Source organism: Microbacterium gilvum (assembly GCF_039543865.1).
In the GTDB taxonomy this organism is placed as follows: Bacteria; Actinomycetota; Actinomycetes; order Actinomycetales; family Microbacteriaceae; genus Microbacterium; species Microbacterium gilvum.
In genome coordinates, this window is sequence record NZ_BAABKO010000003.1 from 229,909 (window position 1) to 251,469 (window position 21,561).

A 21,561-nucleotide genomic window follows, 5' to 3' on the forward strand; every position below is an offset into this window, starting at 1 on the left:
GCAAAGGAGCACACCATGACGACCTCGTCCGCACCGCTGCGCGTCGCCCTCGTCGGCCACGCCTTCATGGGCCGCGCCCACGCGCACGCCTGGCGCACGGCGCCGCGGTTCTTCGACCTCCCCCGCGACCCCGAGCTGGCCGTCGTCGTGGGCCGCGACGCCGCTCGCGCCGCCACCGCGGCGCACGAGCTCGGCGCCGCGGAGTCGTCGGCGGACTGGCGCGAGGTGATCGCGCGCGACGACATCGACATCGTCGACGTGTGCGCGCCCGGCGACGTCCACGCCGAGGTGGCGATCGCCGCGCTCGCCGCGGGCAAGCACGTGCTGTGCGAGAAGCCGCTCGCGCGGACGGTCGCCGAGGCCGAGCGGATGGCCGAGGCGGCTCGCACGGCGCCCGCCGGCACGCGCGCCATGTGCGGGTTCAGCTACCGGCGTACTCCCGCTCTCGCCTACGCCAGGCAGCTCATCGCAGACGGCCGCCTGGGCGCCATCCGGCATGTGCGCGCGCAGTACCTGCAGGACTGGCTGACGGACCCCGAGGCACCGCTCACGTGGCGCCTCGACAAGGACGTCGCGGGCTCCGGCACGCTCGGCGACATCGGCGCGCACAGCATCGACACGGCGCAGTGGCTCCTCGGCGACGACATCGCCGCCGTCTCGGCGCAGCTGCGCACCTTCGTCGCGGAGCGGCCCATCCTGTCGGAGCAGCGCGGCCTCGGCGGCAGGGCCGCCGCCGACGCCGAGCGCGGCCCCGTGACGGTCGACGACGCCGTGGCCTTCACGGCCTCGTTCGCGGGCGGCGCACTGGGCGTCTTCGAGGCGACGCGCTTCGCCCTCGGACGCCGCAACGCCAACCGCATCGAGATCAACGGCGACCGCGGCTCGATCGCGTTCGACTTCGAGCGGATGAACGAGCTCGAGTTCTACGACGCGTCCGACGACGACGGCGCGCAGGGCTTCCGGCGCATCCAGGTGACCGAGCCCGTCCATCCCTACGCGGCCCGCTGGTGGCCCACCGGCCACGGCCTCGGCTACGAGCACCTCTTCACCCACCAGGCGGCCGACCTCGTCGCGGCCATCGCGTCGGGCGTCGATCCGTCGCCGACGTTCGAGGAGGCGCTGCGCGTGCAGCGCGTGCTCGACGCCGTCGAGCGCAGCGCCGGCGCCTCGTCCATCCTCACCCCCGTGAACGGAGCAGCATGAGCAGGGCCCTCGTCGTCCGCGGCGGATGGGACGGCCACCGTCCCGTCGAAGCCACCGACCTCTTCCTCCCCTTCCTCGAGGCGAACGGCTTCGACGTGCGCGTCGAGGAGTCGACGGCCGTCTACGCCGACGCCGACGAGATGGCCGCGACCGACCTGATCCTGCAGAGCGTGACGATGTCGACCATCGAGCGCGACGAGCTGCAGGGGCTCATCGCGGCCGTCCGCGCCGGCACCGGGTTCGCGGGATGGCACGGCGGCATCGCCGATTCGTTCCGCAACTCCTCCGACTACCTGCAGCTCGTCGGAGGGCAGTTCGCGACCCACCCGGGCAAGGAGCCGTCGCTCGTCGTCGGCGACGCGAGCGACAACTACCTGCCGTACACGGTGGAGATCACCGAGCTCGGCCGCGCGCACGAGATCACGGCGGGCATCGACGACTTCGCGCTCGAGACCGAGCAGTACTGGGTGCTGCACGACGACCTCATCGACGTGCTCGCCACGACGACCCACCCCGTAAGGCTGTGGCACCCGTGGCACCGGCCGATCACCTCGCCCGTCGTCTGGACCCGGTTGTGGGGAGAGGGGCGCGTGTTCGTCGCGACCCCCGGGCACAGCCCGGAGGTGCTGCGGGACGAGAACGTCCGCACCATCGTGGAGAGGGGACTGCTGTGGGCCAGCCGCACGGCGTAGGCATCGTCGGGCTCGGGAACATCTCGCGCCAGTACCTCGAGGCTCTCGAGGGCCACCCCGGTATCCGCATCGTCGCCGTCGCCGACCTGTCGGCGGAGCGCGCGGCCGAGGTCGCCGCGCAGACCGGCGCGGTCGCGGTCGGCGTCGACGAGCTCGTCGCCCACCCGGGGGTGGAGACGGTCCTCAACCTCACCATCCCCGCCGTGCACGCCGAGATCGCGCATGCCGCGATCTCCGCAGGGAAGGCCGTCTACGGCGAGAAGCCCCTCGCGCTCGACGTCGCGGAGGGCGAGGCCATGGTCGCGGCGGCGCGCGCCGCGGGCGTCGCGATCGGCTCCGCCCCCGACACCGTGCTGGGCACGGGCATCCAGACCGCCCGACGTGCGATCGACGACGGCCGCATCGGCCGTCCCCTCGCCGCATCGGCGACGATGATCACCCCGGGGCACGAGCGGTGGCATCCGAACCCCGATTTCTACTACCAGCCGGGCGGCGGCCCCATGCTCGACATGGGCCCGTACTACGTCTCGGCCCTCGTGACGCTGCTCGGCCCCGTCGTGGCGGTGGGCGGGGCGGCGTCCCGCATCCGCGACACGCGCGTCATCGGCTCGGGCCCGCGCGCGGGCGAGACCATCCCCGTCGCCGTCGACACGCACGTCACGGGGATCCTCGAGCACGAGGGCGGCGCGATCTCGACGATCGTGACGAGCTTCGACGGCACGGCCACGACGGCGTCGCCCCTCGAGGTGCACGGCACGGAGGGCACGCTCCTCGTGCCCGACCCGAACCGGTTCGACGGCGATGTCGTGCTGCATCGCACGGGGGAGACGGCCGAGACGCTCGCGGTGTCGGCGGGCTACGCGGACGGCGCGCGCGGCGTCGGGCTCGTCGACTTCGTCGCGACGCCCTCCGACGTCGAGGCGAGAGCGGGCGGCGCGATGGCGCTGCACGTGCTCGACATCATGACGGGCGTGCTCCGCGCCGCGGAGACGGGCGCCCGTGTCGCGCTGACGACGACCACGGAGCGGCCGGCGGCCGTGCCCCTCACGGCGCGGAGCGACTGGCACAGCTGATCCACGGCGTCAACCTTCGCGGATGGCGCCGCTCGGTCGGGCAGGATGGGTGGGACTGATCCGACGACCGGGGGAGACGCGCATGTTCGGACGACGCAGGGTCGAGATGGTCGTGCGGGAGGCGCCGCCGTCGAAGGCGCGCGCCCTGTGGACGGACGGACTCGGGACGCTCGCGACCCGGTCCATCCAGATCATCGCGGTCGTCGTGCTCGCGGCGGGGCTCGTGTTCGCCTACCAGTCGCTCACGGTCGTCGTCATCCCCGTGCTGCTCGCGCTCATCATCGCGTGCGCCTTCGAACCCGTCATGCGGTGGCTGCGCGCGCACCTCAACGCCACGCTCGGCACGGTGCTGCTCCTCCTCGGCATCGTCGTCGTGCTCGGCGGCGTCGGATGGGCCATGGTGTGGGCCGTGCGCAGCCAGTGGGACGAGCTGTACGAGAGCGCGCAGGAGGGCTTCCAGCAGGTGCTGGCGTGGGTGAACACGCTGCCCTTCGCCCCCGACCAGGAGCAGATCGACGAGTGGGTCGCGGCCCTCACCGACTTCCTCACGAGCGCGCAGTTCGGCTCCGGCGCCGTCGCGGGCGTCAGCTGGGTCGCGAACTTCGTGACGGGCCTCGTGCTCATGGTCGTCGTGCTGTTCTTCTTCCTCAAGGACGGCCCGCAGCTGTGGGCGTTCCTCACGCGCCCCTTCGAGGGCGAGTGGTACGGGCGGGTCCGCCGCGCCGGCACGAAGACGGTCGAGACGTTCGGCTCCTACATCCGGGGGACGGCCGCCGTCGCGGCGGTCGACGCGATCGGCATCGGGATCGGGCTCGTCATCCTCGGGGTGCCGCTGTGGTTCCCGCTCACGCTGCTCGTCTTCCTGCTGGCCTTCATCCCCATCGTCGGCGCGACCGTCGCGGGCATCCTCGCGGCGCTCGTCGCGCTCGTCGCGAACGGACCGGTCAACGCCATCATCGTCGTGGGCGTCGTCGTGCTCGTGAACCAGCTGGAGGGCAACCTGCTGCAGCCCGTCCTCATGGGGCGCGCGCTCAAGCTGCACTCGCTCGTCATCCTCATCGCCCTGACCATCGGCACCGTGCTGGGCGGCATCCTCGGCGCCATCCTGGCCGCCCCGTTCGCCGCCGTCGTCTGGGGCATCGTGCAGGTGTGGGACGGCCCGCACACGCCCGCCCGCTGGGCGCGCCGGAAGAATCGCGCGATCGAGGCGTGAGACAGATCGCGAGAGGGCCCCGGACGATCGTCCGGGGCCCTCTCGCGATCTCCCGACTGCGTCAGCCGCCGAGGGCGGCCGTCACGACGGCGCGCGCCTCCTCCTGAACCAGGCGGAGGTGCTCCTCGCCCCGCAGGGACTCGGCATACAGCTTGTAGACGTCCTCTGTGCCGGACGGCCGCGCCGCGAACCACGCGTGCGCCGTCTGCACCTTGAGCCCGCCGATGGCGGCGCCGTTCCCCGGCGCGTGCGACAGCTTCGCCGTGATGGCCTCGCCGGCGAGCTCGGACGCGGTGACGTCGTCGGGCGAGAGCGCCTTGAGCGCGGCCTTCTGCTCGGGCGTCGCGGCGGCGTCGACGCGCTGGTAGGCCGACGAGCCGTACTCAGCCTCGAGCTCGGCGTACCGCTGCGACGGCGTCTTGCCCGTGACGGCGAGGATCTCCGCGGCGAGGAGGCAGAGGAGGATGCCGTCCTTGTCGGTCGTCCAGACCGATCCGTCGCGGCGCAGGAACGACGCGCCGGCCGACTCCTCGCCGCCGAATGCGACGGACCCGTCGAGGAGACCGGGCACGAACCACTTGAATCCGACGGGGACCTCCAGGAGCGTGCGGCCGAGCGCCGCCGTGACCTTGTCGATCATCATCGACGACACGAGGGTCTTGCCGACGGCGGCGTCGGCCGACCATCCCGGCCGGTGCGAGAAGAGGTAGTCGATCGCGACGGCGAGGTAGTGGTTCGGGTTCATGAGCCCCGCATCCGGCGTGACGATGCCGTGACGGTCGGCGTCGGCGTCGTTGCCCGTGAGGATGTCGTACTCGGCGCGCTTCGCGACGAGCGAGGCCATGGCCGACGGCGACGACGGGTCCATGCGGATCTTCTCGTCCCAGTCGAGCGTCATGAAGCGCCACGTCGGGTCGACGTCGGGGTTGACGACCGTGAGGTCGAGGCCGTGAACCTCGGCGATGAGGGCCCAGTACTCGACCGACGCCCCTCCCAGGGGATCGGCGCCGATGCGCACACCCGCCTCCCGGATGGCGTCGACGTCGATGATCGTCGAGAGGTCGCGCACGTAGGCGTCGCGGAAGTCGTGCTGTCCGAGCGCATCGAGATCGATGTCGGCGTGCTTCACGCGCTTGACGCCCTCGAGCCCGCCCGCGATGAGCGCGTTCGCGCGATCGGCGATCCATCCGGTGGCGTCGGTGTCGGCCGGTCCGCCGTGGGGCGGGTTGTACTTGAACCCGCCGTCGGCGGGCGGGTTGTGGCTGGGCGTCACGACGATGCCGTCGGCGCGTCCGGGATCGGACTCGTCGCGCCCGCGGTTGTACGCGAGGATGGCGTGGCTGAGCGCGGGGGTCGGCACCCAGGCGTCGCGCGAGTCGACGCGGACGTCGACGCCGTTGGCGACGAGCACCTCGACGGCGCTGCGCTCGGCGGGCAGCGACAGGCCGTGCGTGTCGCGACCGAGGAAGAGGGGGCCCGCGATGCCCTGCGCGGTGCGGTAGTCGACGATGGCCTGCGTCGTCGCGAGGATGTGGTGCTCGTTGAAGCTCGTCGTCAGGCTCGAGCCGCGATGGCCGCTCGTGCCGAAGGCGACCTGCTGAGCCGGAACTGCGGGATCGGGCACGCGGTCGTAGTAGGCGTTGATCAGCTCGTCGACGTCGATGAGGTCGGAGGCTTCTGCGGGGAGACCGGCTCGGCTCGTCATGTGCCCAGTCTGCCTGCTTGCGGCGCATCGTGCACAGCCGACGTCACGGTCTAGGCTGAAGCGCATGTCGACGGATGCCCCGGAACGCCGCACGTACAGCTATCTGGGGCCGGCCGGCACCTTCACGGAGGCCGCGCTCGCTCAGGTTCCCGAGGCGCGCGGCCAGATCTGGAAGGCCGTGAGCAACGTCGGGCAGGCGCTCGACGACGTCGTGACGGGACGCAGCGACGCCGCCATGATCGCGATCGAGAACTCCGTCGAAGGAGGGGTGTCGAGCGCACAGGACGCGCTGTCGACCATCCCGGGGCTCCGCATCGTGGGGGAGTACCTCGTGCCGGTGCGGTTCTCGCTCGTGGCCCCGCGCGGCACGGCCCTCGCCGACGTGGTCGCCCGCGATCTCGTCGCGGTCGCGGGCCATCCCGTGGCGTACGCGCAGTGCCTCACGTGGCTCGGGGAGACCATCCCGCATCACGAGCACGTCGTGGCGTCGAGCAATGTCGCGAGCGCCCTCGGGATGCTCGACGGCTCGCTGCCCGCGCAGGTCGCGATCGTCGCGCCGGGGGTGGCAGAGCACTACGACGTCGAGGTGCTCGCCGAGAACATCGGCGACAACCAGAACGCCGTCACGCGCTTCGTGCTCGTGACGGGAACCGTCGCGCCCGCGGCGCCCACCGGCGCCGACAAGACCTCCCTCGTCGCGGAGCTTCCGAAGGACGAGCCCGGCGCACTGCTCGAGCTCCTCGAGCAGTTCTCCACGCGCGGCATCAACCTCAGCCTGCTCGAGTCGCGGCCCATCGGCGACGCGCTCGGGCGGTACCGGTTCGTCATCGACGCCGACGGCCACGTGTTCGACGAGCGCGTCGCCGATGCGCTCATGGGCGTGCGGCGATTCAGTCCCAACGTCGTCTTCCTCGGCTCGTACCCTCGCGCCGACCGGCAGGTCGTGCACTACCCGCACCGATACGGGGACGAGGCGTTCGTCGAGGCACGCGACTGGCTGCGCGCGCTCGTCGCCGGCGAGCCGGGCGCGTAGGAACCGGGCCAGCGCGGCGCAGCGCGAGCCCGACGACCGCTCAGCGCAGGGCGGCCGCGAGCATCTCGATCGTCTCCAGACGGCCGGGCGCGGCGTCGAGCGCGTCGGTGTCGTAGCTCCCTGCGGCGGGCGAGATCATGACCTCGTCCACGCCGTGCGTCGCGGCGAAGGCGCGCAGGTCGTCGGCGACGCCGTCGGGCGTGCCGACGAACCAGCGGGCGCGCCCCTTCTGCACGAGCGAGTCCTCGAGCGGATCGGACGGATTCGCGAGCACCTCGTCGACCGTCTCGATGGGACGCATGGGCTTGTTGGTGCGCAGCCGCGCGAACTGGCGCAGCTGGGGCAGGGCGCGGCGCTCGGCCTCGTCCTGCGTCGTCGCGACGACGACGTTCGCGGTGATGAACGACCGCGGGGCGTCCAGCCAGGCGCTGGGCTGGAACTGCGCTCGGTAGAGCGACATGGCGCGCTCGAGTCCCTCGCCCGCGAAGTGGTTCGCGAAGACGTAGGGGAGGCCCATGCTCGCCGCGAGCTGGGCGGAGTAGTCGCTCGATCCGAGCAGCCACACGTCGGGGGTGCTCGTCGCCGCTGGCGTGGCGTGCACGCCGTACTCGCCACCCGAGGTGAAGCGCACGGTGGCGCCGTCGGGGCTCATGATCGACAGGATGTCGGCGACGTTGTCGGGGAAGCGCTCGGCCTCGCTCGTCGTTCCGCTGCGGCGCAGCAGCTGCGTGATGACGGGGTCGCTGCCGGGCGCGCGGCCGAGGCCGAGATCGATGCGCCCGGGTGCGAGCGCCTCGAGCGCGGCGAACTGCTCGGCGACGACGAGCGGGGAGTGGTTCGGCAGCATGACGCCGCCCGAGCCGACGCGGATGCGCTGCGTGCGGGCAGCGGCGGCGGCGATGAGGACGGGCGGCGCCGTCGAGGCGACGGCCGGCATGTTGTGGTGCTCCGCGAACCAGTACCGCCGGTAGCCCAGCTCGTCGGCGCGTCGCGCGAGCGCGAGGGAGGCGGTCATCGCCTGCGCGCTCGACTGGTGCGTGCGCACCGAGACGAGATCGAGGACGGAGAGGGCGGGTGCGGGTGCGGCAGACATCCCCTCGTGCAACCCCGTGCGCGGGCGGGCTATTCCGAGCCGGACGGCTCGGCCGTCCGGCTGGGTGCCGGCTCGGCCATCCGGCTGGGCGCCCCGATAGCCTGGCGGGCATGGGCGTCGAGGTGTTCGTGGTTCTCGTCTGTTCCGTCGCGGTCGCGGCCTTCGCGCGATGGCGCGGATGGCCGGCGCCGCTCGTCGTGACGGGCGTCGCGCTCGCCGCGTCGCTGCTGCCGTTCGTCCCCGCGATCGAGCTCGACGGACATCTGCTGCTGAACCTGACGCTGCCGCCGCTGCTGTACTCCGCGTCGCTCGAGGTGTCGTTCGTGAGCTTCAAGCGGTCGCTCCCGCACATCCGCCGTCTCGGGATCGGCCTCGTGGCGGTCACCGCCGCCGCCGTCGGCTGCGTGGCGTTCTGGATCATGCCGGAGCTGACCATCGCCGGCGCCCTGCTCCTCGGCGCCATCGTCGGCCCGCCCGATGCCGTCTCAGCGGCGGCGGTCGCCCGCAAGCTCGGGCTGCCGCGACGCGTCATGACCGTGATGTCGGGCGAGAGCCTCATCAACGACGCCACGTCGCTCACCCTCGTGCGCGTGTTCGCGGCCATCGTCGCGGGCGCGACCGTCACCGTCTGGGACGGCATCGTCGAGTTCGTGCTCGCCGTCGTCGTGGGCGTCGCGGTGGGACTCGTGTTCGGCATCGTGCTGCACCAGCTGCGCCTGCGGATCAGCGATCCCGTCGTGACCGGGACCTTCGGCCTGCTCGTGCCGTTCGGGGCCTACGCCATCGCCGAGCAGCTGCACGGGTCGGGCGTTCTCGCCGTCGTCGCGATGGGGCTCTACGTCGGGTTCCATGCTCCGAAGACGAGCTACGCGACGCGCCAGCAGGACGGTCCGCTGTGGTCGTCGATGGACTTCCTGCTGGAGAGCTTCGTGTTCGCGTACATCGGCCTGCAGCTGCCCGACGTGCTGAGCGAGCTCGGCGACGTGTCGGGCACGCGGACGCTGCTCCTCGCGATGGCGGTGCTCGCCGTCGTCCTGCTCGTGAGGCCCGTGTTCGTCTACGCGAGCTACGCGTGGGGACAGCTGTGGCAGCGCGGTCGGATCATGCGGTGGAAGCATGCCGCCGAGGAGTACCGCCGCAACCCCGACAGCCCCCGCGCCCGCGCGGTGCGCAGACGCAGGGAGAAGCTCGAGCGCAAGGGCCGCGCGATCGACGAGCGGGCCATCCGGCAGCGGATCATCGAGCCGCCCATGACCGTGCGCGAGCGCGCCGTCGTGTCGTGGGCCGGCATGCGCGGGGTGGTGACGCTCGCGATGGCGGCCGCCCTGCCCGACCTCACCGAGCGGTCGATGTCGACCGGCAACGTCGAGGTGATCGTCGTGTGCGCCTTCGTCGTGACGGTCGGCACGCTGCTGCTGCAGGGGCTCACGCTCGCGCCGCTCATCCGGGTGCTGGGCGTGAACGCCGACGCCGAGCACGCGTCGGACGAGCGCCAGCTCGAGGCCGTGCGCCGGCGCACGGCGGAGGCGGGACGCGACTACCTGCGCGGCAAGCAGGAGGAGTGGACGGAGCTCTACGGCGAGGAGTCGATCGCGAAGTTCAACAGGATCGCACGGTCGCTGCTGCGGGTCGAGAAGGACGCCGACAAGGCCGAGCGCGAGCTCGACGACGCGCCCGCCGCCCGTGAGCGCCCGTCGTACGAGAGCATGCGCGACCTGTCGAAGGGATGGCTCGAGGTGCGCAGGCGGGTGCTCCTCGAGGAGCGCGACAAGGGAGCGCTCAACGAGGAGGTCATGCGCGAGCTCATCACCGCGATGGATGCAGAGGAGCTCGCGCTCGACGCGCGCGGCGCGCTGCGGCCGCCGGCCGCCCCGGTACGCGACGCCGGACCGACGCGGGGCTGACGCCGTCTCGCGCCCGCGGGCTCAGCCCGCCTTGCGCCGCTTGTCGGACGACGGCGTCGCGAACATCTCCGGCGTGAGCCCGTCGACGAGCTCTCCCGGCTCGACGCCGAGCGCCGTCGCGATGCGCACGAGCGACTGCACGTTCATCATCGACCGCCCGCTCTCGTAGCTGCGGATGTTCGACGAGTCGATATCGCTGCGCACGGCGAGCTGGTCCTGCGTCATCGTCTGACGGACGCGGATGGCCGCGATCCTCTGGCCGACGTATGCGGCGGCAGGGGAGGGGACGCGGGGCACCCGATCAAGCGTCGTCGGCACCGGTTTTGCGCACCAGGGTGATAAACACCGGGTACTAATACACTACGGAAAGGGGATCACGGAAGGGGGATAGATGCCGCGTCTTGCCGCCCTCATCGCGCACCTCCGCGAGACGCGCCCGGAGCTGGCGGAGGCGGTCGCACGCGAGGTTGCGGCACTGCCGACGCGGCAACTGGGCGTTCCCGTGGTGTCCGAGCGCCTTGCCGCGCCGGGGCTGCGCGCGGCGCCGGGCGACATCGTCCGCCTCCTCCCGCCGCGCGGGATCGCCGTCCCCGAGGATTCGTGGCGGGTGCTGTCTGTCGAGATCGACCGGGCGTGCGTCGTGCCGTGTTCGGACGGCCGCGGCACGGCCATCCGGACAGTGGGCGTCGACGACCTCGTCGTCCTCATCGGAGACGATGACCCACGGCGGGCGGGGCTCGTGCAGACGGGGCGCGTGGCGCGCGGAGGAGACCGGCCGTGGCATGTCGTGATCGAGTCGGAGAACGTCCATGCACTGCGCGTTCTCCATGATGCGCACGCGGGCGCGGTCGACGCCATCTACATCGATCCGCCCTACAACACGGGTGCGCGCGACTGGATGTACGACAACGACTTCGCGCAGGGCGGCGACCGGCACTCCGCCTGGCTCGCCTTCATGGAACGCCGGCTGGTGCTCGCGCGGGGCCTGCTCGACCCGCGCGACAGCGTGCTCATCGTCACGATCGACGAGAAGGAGTATCTGCGGCTGGGGCTCCTTCTCGAGCAGGTCTTCCCCGACGCGCGGATCCAGATGGTCTCCACCGTCATCAAGCCGGGAGGGGTCGCGCGCGGCGGCGCGTTCGCGCGCTCGGACGAGTTCGTCTTCTTCGTCATGCTCGGCTCGGCGGCACCGCGGCCCCAGGAACTCGGGCGGGAGTGGGGCGGGACGGCGGGCCGGTCGACGCGGGGCCGCGTTCACTGGAATCAGCTCCATCGGCGAGGAGCCGACGGTGTGCGCACGCGCAGCCCCGGCTGCTTCTACCCGGTCTTGGTGGAGCAGACGGCGACCGGAGCGCGCATCGTCGGGGTGGGGGAGGCGCTCGCCGAAGCGGCCGAGCGTCCCCGGGCTCCCGTCGGGGTCGTCGCGGTCTGGCCGCCGGCGCGGCCGGACGGTGCGGACGGGCGCTGGTCGACGACGCCGGAGCATCTGCGGGAGCTCATGGCGGACGGGTTCGTGCGGACGGGGCGGTATGCGGGCGCGGCGACGCCGCTGTACTACCTCTCGCAGGGAGAGCGCGACAAGGTGCAGGCGGGGGAGTACGTGCTCCGCGGTCGTGACGAGAACGGCGTCGCCGTGATCGACGACGCGGGCGCGACGACACGGTTCCTGCCGACGACGCAGTGGAACATCTCGCGGCATGATGCGTCGCGCCATGGCAGCAACCTCCTGGCGCGACTGCTCGGCGACCGGCACTTCCCCTACCCGAAGTCGCTCCATGCTGTCGAGGACGCGCTGCGGTTCTTCCTCGCCGACAAGCCGGAGGCGACCGTGCTCGACTTCTTCGCGGGGTCGGGGACGACGGCGCACGCCGTCATGCGGCTCAATCGTCACGACGGAGGGCGGCGCCGGTCGATCAGCGTCACCAACAACGATGTGGGTGCGGCGGATGCGGCGCGGATGAGGACAGCGGGACTGCGCCCGGGCGACGCGCAGTGGGAGGCTCAGGGCGTCTTCCGGCGCATCACGCGTCCTCGCATCGAGGCGGCGGTGACGGGTCGGCGGCCCGACGGCGCGGCGGTCGCGGGGGCGTACGCCGACGGGATGCGCATGTCCGAGGGGTTCGCGGAGAACGTCGCCTTCTTCTCCCTCGTCTTCGGCGAGGGGATGGCCGGGGCGGCGGGGTCAGGCGAGGGCGCGGGCGCTGAGCGCGACGGCGAACCGGCGCGGCAGGAGGCGGACGATGGTCGCGGCGGCCGCGTTGACCCATCCCGTGACGACGGTCGCCGGGCGCGAGGCGGAGTCGAGGGCGCGGAGTGCGCGGTCGACGACCTGCGCCGCGCTCTGGGTGCGGGGTGCGGAGAGGAAGGAGCTGCCGACGACGTCGAAGAACTCGGTCGCGGTCGGGCCGGGTGACACGGCGAGGATGCGCGCCGCGCTGCCGCGGTTCTCATACGCGAGGGCCTCGGTGTAGCTGAGGACGAACGCCTTGGCGGCACCGTAGGCGGCGAGTCCGGGGCAGGGCTGGTACGCCGCGGTGCTCGCGATGTTCACGAGGGCGCCGTCGGCGTCGAGGATGTCGGCGAGGAACTCCTGCGTGAGGTCGACGAGGGCCGCGACGTCGACGCGGACCATCTCGGACACGCGCACGGGGTCGGTCATCGCGGCGGGACCGCGGACGCCGAAGCCCGCGTTGTTGACGAGTCCGTCGATCCGCAGGCCCTCGGCGTCGAGCCGTTCGCGCAGCGCCCGCGCGGCGCCCTCCTGCGCGAGGTCGGCGGGGAGCACGTGCACCTCGGCGCCGTGGTCGCGGCGGAGGTCGTCGGCGAGCGACTGCAGCCGGTCCTCCCGCCGGGCGACGAGCACGAGGGCGCTGCCTCGCGCCGCGAAGCGGCGGGCGAACTCGGCGCCGAGCCCGGAGCTCGCTCCGGTGATGAGCACGGTGCGCGGTGCGACGGTCATCCCCCGACGGTATCTGCTCTGCCTGCTGCCGTCGGCACCGCGTGCACATGCTTGAGCCGGGGCCGGCGATCGACTTGCTCCCCGCTCGCGCGGAGACCGGCGGGCGCATCCGGCGGATGACGACGACGACGACGTCTGGCGCGGCGCACACGCGATCCGACCGCACGTGCGCACGCTCTACGCCATCCACCTCGCCACCTGCGCGCTCTTCGACGCCGACCTTCTGACATCCGATGCTCAGATGCGCGCCGTCGCCGAGACGCTCGGCATCACCTGCGTCTGAACGCCTCGCATCTCCTTCGGCGAGGCGGGCATCTTCGCCGACGTCGGACGAGGTCAGGACCGTCGCGTTGTCGCTCGCGTGTGCTGATCAGTCTGCGTCCCGGCCATCGCGTTTCACGATCCCGAGCCATCCGCCCGGACGAGCAGATCTCCGATCTCGCAGTCGAGCGCGCGGCAGATCGCGACGAGCGTCGAGAAGCGGATGGCCTTCGCCCGATCGTTCTTGAGGATCGACAGGTTCACGATGCTGACGCCCACGAGCTCGCTGAGCCGGGTCAGCGTCATCCCGCGCGGGGTGATTGCGGTGCCGATGGTGCACAGCGGCGCGCGTGCTGCACGGCGGTGCATGTGGCACACGCACCGGCAGCGCTCAACCGCACCGACGGCGCTCGCCCGCACTCGGGCGCGAACCCGCATGCATCCCGCATGCCGCTCCTCCCCCGCACCGTCCCCAAGAAGCCTCGCGCCCCCGACTATGCCCACGGCGAACACGGCGCCGGGCGCATCGGCGGCTCGTTACGGTGGAACCACGGCGCGCCGCAGTCCTTCGTCGACGCGTCCCTTGGCCCACGGCCCAGAGGAGTGACATGTTCGAGAGATTCACCGACCGCGCCCGTCGGGTCGTCGTCCTCGCCCAAGAAGAGGCGAAGATGCTCAACCACAACTACATCGGCACGGAGCACATCCTGCTCGGCCTCATCCACGAGGGCGAGGGCGTCGCAGCCAAGGCGCTCGAGTCCCTCGGCATCTCGCTCGACGCCGTGCGCGAGCAGGTGCAGGACATCATCGGCCAGGGGCAGCAGCAGCCCACGGGCCACATCCCCTTCACGCCGCGCGCGAAGAAGGTGCTGGAGCTGTCGCTGCGCGAGGCGCTGCAGCTCGGCCACAACTACATCGGCACGGAGCACATCCTGCTCGGCCTCATCCGCGAGGGCGAGGGCGTCGCCGCCCAGGTGCTCGTGAAGCTCGGCGCCGACCTCAACAAGGTGCGCCAGCAGGTCATCCAGCTGCTCTCGGGCTACCAGGGCAAGGAGCCCGTGGGCGTCGCCCCCAGCGGTCAGGAGTCGCAGCAGGCGGCGCAGGGCGGCTCGCAGGTGCTCGACCAGTTCGGCCGCAACCTCACGCAGGCGGCGCGCGAGAACAAGCTCGACCCGGTCATCGGCCGCGAGAAGGAGGCCGAGCGGGTCATGCAGATCCTCTCGCGCCGCTCGAAGAACAACCCCGTCCTCATCGGCGAGCCCGGCGTCGGCAAGACCGCCGTCGTCGAGGGCCTCGCCCAGGCGATCGTCAAGGGCGACGTGCCCGAGACGCTCAAGGACAAGCAGCTGTACTCGCTCGACCTCGGCTCGCTCATCGCCGGCTCCCGCTACCGCGGAGACTTCGAGGAGCGCCTCAAGAAGGTCACCAAGGAGATCCGCACGCGCGGCGACATCATCGTCTTCATCGACGAGATCCACACCCTCGTGGGTGCGGGCGCCGCGGAGGGCGCGATCGACGCCGCCTCGATCCTGAAGCCGCTCCTCGCCCGCGGCGAGCTGCAGACGATCGGCGCGACGACGCTCGACGAGTACCGCAAGCACTTCGAGAAGGACGCCGCCCTCGAGCGCCGCTTCCAGCCCGTGCAGGTGCAGGAGCCCTCGCTCCCGCACGCCATCAACATCCTCAAGGGCCTGCGCGACCGCTACGAGGCGCACCACAAGGTGCAGATCACGGATGGCGCGATCGTGGCGGCCGCGAACCTCGCCGACCGCTACATCAGCGATCGCTTCCTCCCCGACAAGGCCATCGACCTGATCGACGAGGCCGGCGCCCGCCTGCGCCTGTCGATCCTGTCGTCGCCGCCGGAGCTGCGCGAGTTCGACGAGAAGATCGCCAAGGTCCGCGAGGCCAAGGAGATCGCCTCCGAGGAGCAGGACTTCGAGAAGGCCGCGTCGCTGCGCGACGAGGAGAAGGCGCTCCTCGGCGAGCGCCTGCGCCTCGAGAAGCAGTGGCGGTCGGGCGACATCGCGTCGCACGCCGTCGTCGACGAGGGACTGATCGCCGAGGTGCTCGCGCAGGCCACCGGCATCCCCGTGTTCAAGCTCACGGAGGAGGAGACGAGCCGCCTCGTCTTCATGGAGAAGGCGCTGCACGAGCGCGTCATCGGCCAGGAGGAGGCGATCGCGGCACTGTCGAAGACCATCCGCCGTCAGCGCGCCGGCCTCAAGGACCCGAAGCGCCCCTCGGGCTCGTTCATCTTCGCCGGCCCCACGGGCGTCGGAAAGACCGAGCTCGCGAAGGCCCTCGCGGAGTTCCTCTTCGACGACGAGGGCGCCCTGATCTCCCTCGACATGTCGGAGTTCGGCGAGAAGCACACCGTCTCGCGCCTGTTCGGAGCCCCTCCCGGCTTCGTGGGCTTCGAGGAGGGCGGCCAGCTCACCGAGAAGGTGCGCCGCAAGCCGTTCTCGGTCGTGCTGTTCGACGAGATCGAGAAGGCGCACCCCGACATCTTCAACTCGCTCCTCCAGATCCTGGAGGAGGGACGTCTGACGGATGGCCAGGGCCGCGTCGTCGACTTCAAGAACACGGTCATCATCATGACGACGAACCTCGGCTCGTCGGCCATCGCGGGCGGCCCCGTCGGCTTCCAGGTCGAGGGCAACCAGCAGACGACGTACGAGCGCATGAAGGGCAAGGTCGACGAGGAGCTGAAGCGGCACTTCAAGCCCGAGTTCCTCAACCGCGTGGACGACATCATCGTCTTCCCGCAGCTGTCGAAGACGGAGCTCATCCAGATCGTCGACCTGTTCACGAAGCGTCTCGCCGAGCGGCTGCTCGACCGCGACATCACGATCGAGCTGTCGGATGCCGCCAAGGAGCGCCTCATCGACGTCGGGTTCGACCCTGCGCTCGGTGCCCGCCCGCTGCGCCGCGCCATGCAGCGCGAGGTCGAGGACCGGCTGTCGGAGCTGCTGCTCAACGGCCAGCTCGACTCGGGCCACCACGTGAAGGTCGACTTCTCGGACGGCGCGTTCCGGTTCGACAGCGCGCCGCGCGGTGAGCGCGTGTCGGTGGGCGTCAACTCGGGCGGCGACATCTCCGCGACGCCCGATCTCGCGGCGCTCGGCGACTGACCGCACACGGAAGGGCGGGGGCTCCGGCCCCCGCCCTTCCGCGTGCCGCGGCGGCGCTCAGGAGAGGTCGAGGCGTCCGCGCCTATGGTGGGGGGATGACCGACTACACGGTGCGCCCGGCCCGCGCGGCCGACATGGAGCAGGTCCATCGGATGCTCCAGCCGCTCGTGATGCGACGCATCCTGCTCGGCAAGGACCTCGTCGTGCTGTACGAGGCGACGCAGGAGTTCCTCGTCGCCGTCGACGATTCCGGCCGCGTCATCGGCTGCGGCGCCCTGCACGTCATGTGGGAGGACCTCGGCGAGGTGCGCACCCTGCTCGTGGCCGACGAGTGGCTGCATCGCGGCGTCGGCCGGGCGATCGTCGAGGCGCTCGAGGGCAAGGCGCGCGAGCTCGGGCTCACCCGCCTGTTCTGCCTCACGTTCGAGGTCGACTTCTTCACCCGCCGCGGGTTCTCGCCCATCGGCGAGCAGGTCGTGTCGCCCGACGTCTACTCGCAGCTCGTCCGCAGCCCCGACGAGGGCGTGGCGGAGTTCCTCGACCTCGCCCATGTGAAGCCGAACACCCTCGGCAACACCCGGATGCTCAAGCACCTCTGAGGGAGAGCCCGTGAGCACGCCGAAGCGCCGTCGCCCGTCGCCCGCCGTCTACCGCCGTCGGCGCCTCGCCGTGCTGCTGCTCGCGCTCGTCGTCATCGGCGGCATCGTGTGGCTCGTCGTCGCCCAGCCGTGGTCCGCGCTGTTCGCCGGCGACGACGACGCGGAGCCGACCTCGACTCCCGCGCCCACCCCCACCGCCACCATGACGACGTCCGAGCCGACGCCGTCCGCCACGCCCCAGCCGACGGCGACCGAGACGGCGGTCCCTGCGGCCGAGGCGTGCGATCCCGCCGTTCTCGAGGTGACGGCCGTGACCGACAAGACCGAGTACGCCGCGGGCGAGCTGCCGCAGTTCTCCATCTCGCTCGCGAACACGGGCGACGTCGACTGCGTGCTCAACGTCGGCACCACGACCCAGCGGTTCGTCGTGACGAGCGGCGCCGACACGTGGTGGCAGTCGACGGACTGCCAGAGCGAGCCGAGCGACATGGAGGTCACCCTCGCGGCCGGGCAGACGGTGCAGAGTGCGGAGCCCGTCATCTGGGACCGCACGCGGTCGAGCACTGAGACCTGCGACAGCGAGGAGCGTCCGGCGGCCGCCGGCGGCGGCGCGACCTACAACCTGGCCGTGTCGATCGGTGGAGTCGACGCGGCGGAGCCGGCGACCTTCCTGCTGTACTGACGACACGAAGATGCCCCCGGCGGAGCTGGGGACACCGCCGGGGGCCGGAGCCGGCTTCGCTGGGGACTCAGCCGGATGGTGCTTGGATGACATCTTCAAGCTGAGAGACAAGGTAGCCGAACAGGCCCGGTATGTCGCCCTCTCAGCGATATCCGTCCGGCCGTCATGCCGCGTGATCCCGTCTTGTCCTCCGAACGGGGGACAGACGGGATCACGGTCGTTCGACTACCGTCGAAGTACCTCCGGAGCTCGTGACGGCTGTCCCCAGCGGCCTGTCGAACACGGTGTCCCCAGCACCTCGACCATCTCGCTCCGGAGAGCGTCGGCCCCTCGTGGCTCCGGTCATCCGGAGCGCGGGGGGCCTCTTCCGGAACGTAGGCTGGTCGGATGGCCAGCTCGAAGCGCAGGAAGTCCGTCGCCGCCGACCCGTCGGCGTTCCGCTCCGAGGCCCTCGCGCGCGCGCTCGAGAAGCAGGACATGGCGGCTGTCGCCCTCGCCCTCCGCAACGGCAACACCGTGGTCCCGCTGCTCGCGCCCGGCCCGCGCGACAACCCGCTCGACGGGGGAGAGGTGTGGACCTACCGCGACGCCGCGACGGGCGATGTGGCGCTCCTGCTCTTCAGCGACGCCCGCCACAAGCCCGCGAACCTGCCGCCCCAGGTCGGGGTGTACTCGCCCGCCTGGCTCCGCGCGTTCCTCACGCAGCACCGCGACGCCATCACGACCGTGTTCCTCGACATCGCGGGTCCTCACCCCATGCAGGCCGCGCCCGCCGACCTGCTCGCCGTGCTCGACGCCTGACGCGTCCCCCTCGCGCGTCAGGCGGTGTGCGTCAGGCGGTGTGCCGGGCCCTGATCTCCTCCAGCGCGGCCCTGAGGCTGCCCGCACCGTCGTCGACCACGCTGCGATAGCCGAGGCGCCCGGCCTCCGCGCGCCGCTGCGCGCCCTGCGTGACGGGACGCACCTCGCCCGCGAGGCTGAGCTCGCCCACGGCCGCGACCGACCGTGCGACGGCGTGCCCCCGGACGAAGCCCGCCACGGCGATCGCGATCGCGAGGTCGGCCGCCGGCTCGGTGAACCGCACGCCGCCGACCGTCGACACGTACACGTCGAGCTGGCTCGTCTTGACGCCCGCGCGCATCTCGAGGACGGCGAGCACCATCGCCACGCGCGACGGATCGAGCCCGTTCACGACCCGGCGCGGGTTCGCCGCCGTCGTCGGCACCGCGAGCGCCTGGACCTCCACGGGCAGCGCGCGGCGCCCCTCGAGCGCGATCGCGATGCAGGTGCCCGGTTCGGGCGTCCCGTGGGAGAGGAAGAGCGCGCTGGGATCGGGCACCTCGACGATGCCGTCGCCCGCCATCTCGAAGCACCCCACCTCGTCGGCGGCGCCGAAGCGGTTCTTGAGCGCGCGGATGAAGCGGAGACTCGTCTGCCGGTCGCCCTCGAAATGGCAGACGACGTCGACGAGGTGCTCGAGCAGCCGGGGACCGGCGACCTGGCCGTCCTTCGTGACATGGCCCACGAGGATGACGGGGAGGTCCCGCTCCTTCGCGACCCGGATGAGGGTGGAGGCGACCTCGCGCACCTGGCCCGGCATCCCCGCCGCGCCGTCGTTCAGCGACGACGACACGGTCTGCACGGAGTCGACGACGAGGAGCGAGGGCTTCACGGCGTCGACGTGGCCGAGGATCTTCGCGAGATCGGTCTCGCTCGCGAGGAAGAGCTCGTCGTGGAGGGCGCCCGTCCGCTCCGCGCGCAGCCGCACCTGCCCTGGCGACTCCTCGGCGCTCACGTACAGCACGCGCCTGCCCTCGCGGGCGGAGCGCGCCGCGACCTCGAGCAGCAGGGTCGACTTGCCGACACCCGGCTCGCCGGAGAGCAGGATGGCCGCGCCCGGTACGATGCCTCCGCCCAGCACGCGGTCGAACTCGCCCACACCGCTCGCACGGCGCGGCGTCTCCGACGTGTCGATGCTCGTGATCGGGCGTGCGGACGACGTCGGGATCATGGGGGCGACGCGGCGGGCGGCGTCGGGCGCGGCCGCCTCGACGACGGTGTTCCACTGCTGGCACTCGCCGCACCGGCCGACCCACTTGGGCGAGGTCCACCCGCACTCCGAGCAGACGAAGGCGGGGGCGGGGGCGCGCTTGGTGGCCATCCCCCCAGCGTAGGCAGGGCCGCCGACACCGCGCGCCGGGCGCGAGTCGGTCATCATGCCATGCGCGCGTGCGATCGCGTCGCACTTTACGCTCCGTGACCCTCACGGGGCCCGTCGCCGTCCGGCTGTGGTGGACTTGATCCCATCGGTTCACAGCAGCGCCGATCCCCCTGCCCCGTCCTGAGGAGACATCCATGTCCCGCATCCCCCGCATCGCGCTCGCCGCGGCATCCGCCGTCACGGCAGCCGCGCTGCTCGCCGGCTGCAGCGCCGGCGGCTCCGCGCCGTCCGACTCCGCGGCATCGGGCGACCCCGTCGAAGGCGGCACGCTCACGTACCTCGAGCCGCAGACGTGGAACACCCTCTATCCGCCGTCCGCCGGCTTCTACCCCAACGGCGGCATCGTCAACAACATCACCGACCGGCTGCTCTACCAGGACCCCGAGACCCTCGAGCTCGAGCCCTGGATCGCGACGAGCTGGGAGGTGAACGACGACGCGACGGAGTACACCTTCACGCTGCGCGATGACGCCACCTACTCCGATGGCACGCCCATCGACGCCGAGAACGTCGTGAAGAACTTCGACCTCTACGGCCTGGGCGACACCGACCGCGCCCTCACGGTCTCCGAGGCCATCAACAACTACGACCACGGCGAGGCCGTCGACGCGACCACGGTGAAGTTCTTCTTCACGGCGCCGTCCCCCGGCTTCGCGCAGGCCGTGTCGACCATCAACTCCGGCCTGCTCTCGAACGAGACGCTCGACCGCACGAGCGAGGAGTTCGGCCCGGGGAACGCCGCCGAGATCGTCGGCTCCGGCCCGTTCACGATCGCGAGCGAGGAGATCGGGACCGAGATCAGCCTCGCGGTCCGCGAGGACTACGACTGGGCGCCCGAGTCGTTCGAGCACGACGGCCGCGCGTACCTCGACGCCATCGACTACCTCGTCGTCGGCGAGGACAGCGTGCGCGTCGGCAACGTCGTCTCGCAGCAGGCGCAGATCGCGCGTCAGATCGAGGCGCCCGACGAGGCGCAGTTCTCCGCGGACGGGCTCTCGCTCCTCGCCGCGTCGACGAACGGCGTCAACAACGGCCTGAGCTTCCGCTTCCGCGACCCGCTCCTCGAGGACGTCCGCGTGCGCCAGGCGCTCATCGCTGGCATCGACCGCGAGCAGATCGTCGAGACGCTCTTCACCGACAGCTACCCGCTCGCGACGGGAGCGCTCGCATCGACGGCGCTCGGGTACACCGACACGTCGTCGTACTACGCCTACGACCCCGAGAAGGCCGCCGACCTGCTCGACGAGGCGGGCTGGGAGCTGAACGCCGACGGACTGCGCGAGAAGGACGGCCAGACCCTCGCCCTGACCTTCAACGAGGCGCTGCCGCAGCCGCGCTCGAGGGAGGTCGTGACCCTCATCCAGGAGCAGCTCGCCGAGCTCGGCATCGACGTCGAGCTGCTGCCCGGCGACCAGGCGGCGCAGGACGCCGCCCGCATCGAGGTCGGCGCGCTGCAGGTGTACCACTCCATGGTCGGCCGTGCCGACTACGACGTCCTGAAGTCGCAGTACTTCTCGAAGAACCGCAACACCCTGCTGAACGGCTACCCCGACGGCACGGTGGGCGATCAGGAACTCGACGACCTGCTCCTGCAGATCGCGTCGTCTCCCACCGAGGACGGCCGCGCCGAGGCCTCGGCCGCCGCGCAGCAGCGTCTCGCCGAGCAGGCGTACATCCTGCCGATCTTCGAGGAGCCGCAGGTGTTCGGCTACATCGACGCCGTCCAGGGCTTCCGCACGGAGTCGGTCGGCCGTCCGTCGTTCTACGACACCTGGCTCGCCCAGTAGCA

At 71.6% G+C, this 21,561-nt stretch carries 17 protein-coding genes and 1 pseudogene; 12 read left to right on the forward strand and 6 right to left on the reverse strand.

Features of this window, described 5'->3' with window-relative positions; translation table 11 throughout:
* Positions 1-15: 15 nt before the first annotated feature.
* The 4 genes from ABD998_RS10275 to ABD998_RS10290 all read left to right on the forward strand — a co-directional run bounded on the left by ABD998_RS10275 (position 16) and on the right by ABD998_RS10290 (position 4,181).
* Complete coding sequence (locus ABD998_RS10275) at positions 16-1,203, forward strand: Gfo/Idh/MocA family protein (protein WP_345438759.1); 1,188 nt, start codon at positions 16-18, stop codon at positions 1,201-1,203.
* Positions 1,200-1,895 (forward strand): ThuA domain-containing protein, encoded by a 696-nt coding sequence (locus tag ABD998_RS10280; protein WP_345438761.1) that lies wholly within the window; start codon positions 1,200-1,202, stop codon positions 1,893-1,895. The genes ABD998_RS10275 and ABD998_RS10280 overlap by 4 nt, the downstream gene beginning before the upstream one ends.
* On the forward strand, positions 1,874-2,968 hold the full coding sequence (locus ABD998_RS10285; protein WP_345438763.1) for a Gfo/Idh/MocA family protein: 1,095 nt from the start codon (positions 1,874-1,876) through the stop codon (positions 2,966-2,968). The genes ABD998_RS10280 and ABD998_RS10285 overlap by 22 nt, the downstream gene beginning before the upstream one ends.
* Positions 2,969-3,050: 82 nt before the next feature.
* A complete protein-coding gene (locus ABD998_RS10290; protein ID WP_345438765.1) occupies positions 3,051-4,181 on the forward strand; it encodes an AI-2E family transporter in 1,131 nt (376 codons plus the stop codon).
* Between the two features lie 61 nt (positions 4,182-4,242).
* On the opposite strand, the gene pgm is transcribed toward ABD998_RS10290, so the two are convergent.
* Positions 4,243-5,886 carry a phosphoglucomutase (alpha-D-glucose-1,6-bisphosphate-dependent) gene (pgm, locus tag ABD998_RS10295; RefSeq protein WP_345438767.1) on the reverse strand — a complete coding sequence of 548 codons (1,644 nt, stop codon included), beginning with the start codon at positions 5,884-5,886 and terminating at the stop codon, positions 4,243-4,245.
* A 64-nt stretch (positions 5,887-5,950) separates the two neighbouring features.
* Here pgm and pheA point away from each other — a divergent pair, with 64 nt between their 5' ends.
* Positions 5,951-6,919, forward strand: coding sequence for a prephenate dehydratase (gene pheA / locus ABD998_RS10300; protein WP_345438769.1), 969 nt, complete (start codon positions 5,951-5,953; stop codon positions 6,917-6,919).
* Positions 6,920-6,959: 40 nt separating this feature from the next.
* On the opposite strand, the gene ABD998_RS10305 is transcribed toward pheA, so the two are convergent.
* Entirely contained in the window at positions 6,960-8,012 is a 1,053-nt protein-coding gene (locus ABD998_RS10305) for an LLM class flavin-dependent oxidoreductase (protein ID WP_345438771.1), read from the reverse strand.
* Positions 8,013-8,122: 110 nt separating this feature from the next.
* Here ABD998_RS10305 and ABD998_RS10310 point away from each other — a divergent pair, with 110 nt between their 5' ends.
* Positions 8,123-9,916, forward strand: a complete 1,794-nt coding sequence (locus ABD998_RS10310) for a cation:proton antiporter (RefSeq protein ID WP_345438773.1) — start codon at positions 8,123-8,125, stop codon at positions 9,914-9,916.
* A gap of 21 nt (positions 9,917-9,937) precedes the next feature.
* Here ABD998_RS10310 and ABD998_RS10315 read toward each other — a convergent pair whose 3' ends face one another.
* Positions 9,938-10,213 (reverse strand): helix-turn-helix domain-containing protein, encoded by a 276-nt coding sequence (locus tag ABD998_RS10315; RefSeq protein ID WP_345438775.1) that lies wholly within the window; start codon positions 10,211-10,213, stop codon positions 9,938-9,940.
* A gap of 94 nt (positions 10,214-10,307) precedes the next feature.
* On the opposite strand from ABD998_RS10315, the pseudogene ABD998_RS10320 reads away from it, so the two are divergent.
* Positions 10,308-11,795: pseudogene (locus ABD998_RS10320) on the forward strand (DNA methyltransferase); the annotation flags it as partial.
* 303 nt (positions 11,796-12,098) lie between these two features.
* On the opposite strand, the gene ABD998_RS10325 reads toward ABD998_RS10320, so the two are convergent.
* Positions 12,099-12,875, reverse strand: a complete 777-nt coding sequence (locus ABD998_RS10325; protein ID WP_345438777.1) for an SDR family NAD(P)-dependent oxidoreductase — start codon at positions 12,873-12,875, stop codon at positions 12,099-12,101.
* Positions 12,876-13,271: 396 nt separating this feature from the next.
* Positions 13,272-13,505 (reverse strand): helix-turn-helix domain-containing protein, encoded by a 234-nt coding sequence (locus ABD998_RS10330; RefSeq protein WP_345438779.1) that lies wholly within the window; start codon positions 13,503-13,505, stop codon positions 13,272-13,274.
* Between the two features lie 239 nt (positions 13,506-13,744).
* Between ABD998_RS10330 and ABD998_RS10335 the strand changes: the two genes are divergently transcribed.
* From ABD998_RS10335 to ABD998_RS10350, 4 genes are all read left to right on the forward strand, one after another.
* Complete coding sequence (locus ABD998_RS10335; RefSeq protein WP_345438781.1) at positions 13,745-16,270, forward strand: ATP-dependent Clp protease ATP-binding subunit; 2,526 nt, start codon at positions 13,745-13,747, stop codon at positions 16,268-16,270.
* A gap of 95 nt (positions 16,271-16,365) precedes the next feature.
* Entirely contained in the window at positions 16,366-16,869 is a 504-nt protein-coding gene (locus ABD998_RS10340) for an amino-acid N-acetyltransferase (RefSeq protein ID WP_345438783.1), read from the forward strand.
* Between the two features lie 10 nt (positions 16,870-16,879).
* Positions 16,880-17,551, forward strand: coding sequence for a hypothetical protein (locus ABD998_RS10345; RefSeq protein ID WP_345438785.1), 672 nt, complete (start codon positions 16,880-16,882; stop codon positions 17,549-17,551).
* Between the two features lie 387 nt (positions 17,552-17,938).
* Positions 17,939-18,352, forward strand: coding sequence for a dehydrogenase (locus ABD998_RS10350; protein WP_345438787.1), 414 nt, complete (start codon positions 17,939-17,941; stop codon positions 18,350-18,352).
* Positions 18,353-18,383: 31 nt separating this feature from the next.
* Here the strand turns inward: ABD998_RS10350 and radA are convergent, their stop codons facing one another.
* Positions 18,384-19,712, reverse strand: a complete 1,329-nt coding sequence (gene radA, locus ABD998_RS10355; RefSeq protein WP_345438789.1) for a DNA repair protein RadA — start codon at positions 19,710-19,712, stop codon at positions 18,384-18,386.
* Between the two features lie 194 nt (positions 19,713-19,906).
* Between radA and ABD998_RS10360 the strand changes: the two genes are divergently transcribed.
* Complete coding sequence (locus tag ABD998_RS10360; RefSeq protein WP_345438791.1) at positions 19,907-21,559, forward strand: TIGR04028 family ABC transporter substrate-binding protein; 1,653 nt, start codon at positions 19,907-19,909, stop codon at positions 21,557-21,559.
* Positions 21,560-21,561 lie beyond the last annotated feature (2 nt).

Excerpts from the sequence above, each read along its gene's own strand:
- ABD998_RS10330 (WP_345438779.1), bottom strand. The coding sequence starts at position 13,505 with ATGCACCGCCGTGCAGCACGCGCGCCGCTGTGCACCATCGGCACCGCA.
- radA (WP_345438789.1), bottom strand. The coding sequence starts at position 19,712 with ATGGCCACCAAGCGCGCCCCCGCCCCCGCCTTCGTCTGCTCGGAGTGC.
- ABD998_RS10305 (WP_345438771.1), bottom strand. The coding sequence starts at position 8,012 with ATGTCTGCCGCACCCGCACCCGCCCTCTCCGTCCTCGATCTCGTCTCG.
- ABD998_RS10350 (WP_345438787.1), top strand. The coding sequence starts at position 17,939 with ATGGCCAGCTCGAAGCGCAGGAAGTCCGTCGCCGCCGACCCGTCGGCG.
- ABD998_RS10340 (WP_345438783.1), top strand. The coding sequence starts at position 16,366 with ATGACCGACTACACGGTGCGCCCGGCCCGCGCGGCCGACATGGAGCAG.
- ABD998_RS10310 (WP_345438773.1), top strand. The coding sequence starts at position 8,123 with ATGGGCGTCGAGGTGTTCGTGGTTCTCGTCTGTTCCGTCGCGGTCGCG.
- pheA (WP_345438769.1), top strand. The coding sequence starts at position 5,951 with ATGTCGACGGATGCCCCGGAACGCCGCACGTACAGCTATCTGGGGCCG.
- ABD998_RS10360 (WP_345438791.1), top strand. The coding sequence starts at position 19,907 with ATGTCCCGCATCCCCCGCATCGCGCTCGCCGCGGCATCCGCCGTCACG.
- pgm (WP_345438767.1), bottom strand. The coding sequence starts at position 5,886 with ATGACGAGCCGAGCCGGTCTCCCCGCAGAAGCCTCCGACCTCATCGAC.
- ABD998_RS10325 (WP_345438777.1), bottom strand. The coding sequence starts at position 12,875 with ATGACCGTCGCACCGCGCACCGTGCTCATCACCGGAGCGAGCTCCGGG.
- ABD998_RS10275 (WP_345438759.1), top strand. The coding sequence starts at position 16 with ATGACGACCTCGTCCGCACCGCTGCGCGTCGCCCTCGTCGGCCACGCC.
- ABD998_RS10290 (WP_345438765.1), top strand. The coding sequence starts at position 3,051 with ATGTTCGGACGACGCAGGGTCGAGATGGTCGTGCGGGAGGCGCCGCCG.
- ABD998_RS10280 (WP_345438761.1), top strand. The coding sequence starts at position 1,200 with ATGAGCAGGGCCCTCGTCGTCCGCGGCGGATGGGACGGCCACCGTCCC.
- ABD998_RS10335 (WP_345438781.1), top strand. The coding sequence starts at position 13,745 with ATGTTCGAGAGATTCACCGACCGCGCCCGTCGGGTCGTCGTCCTCGCC.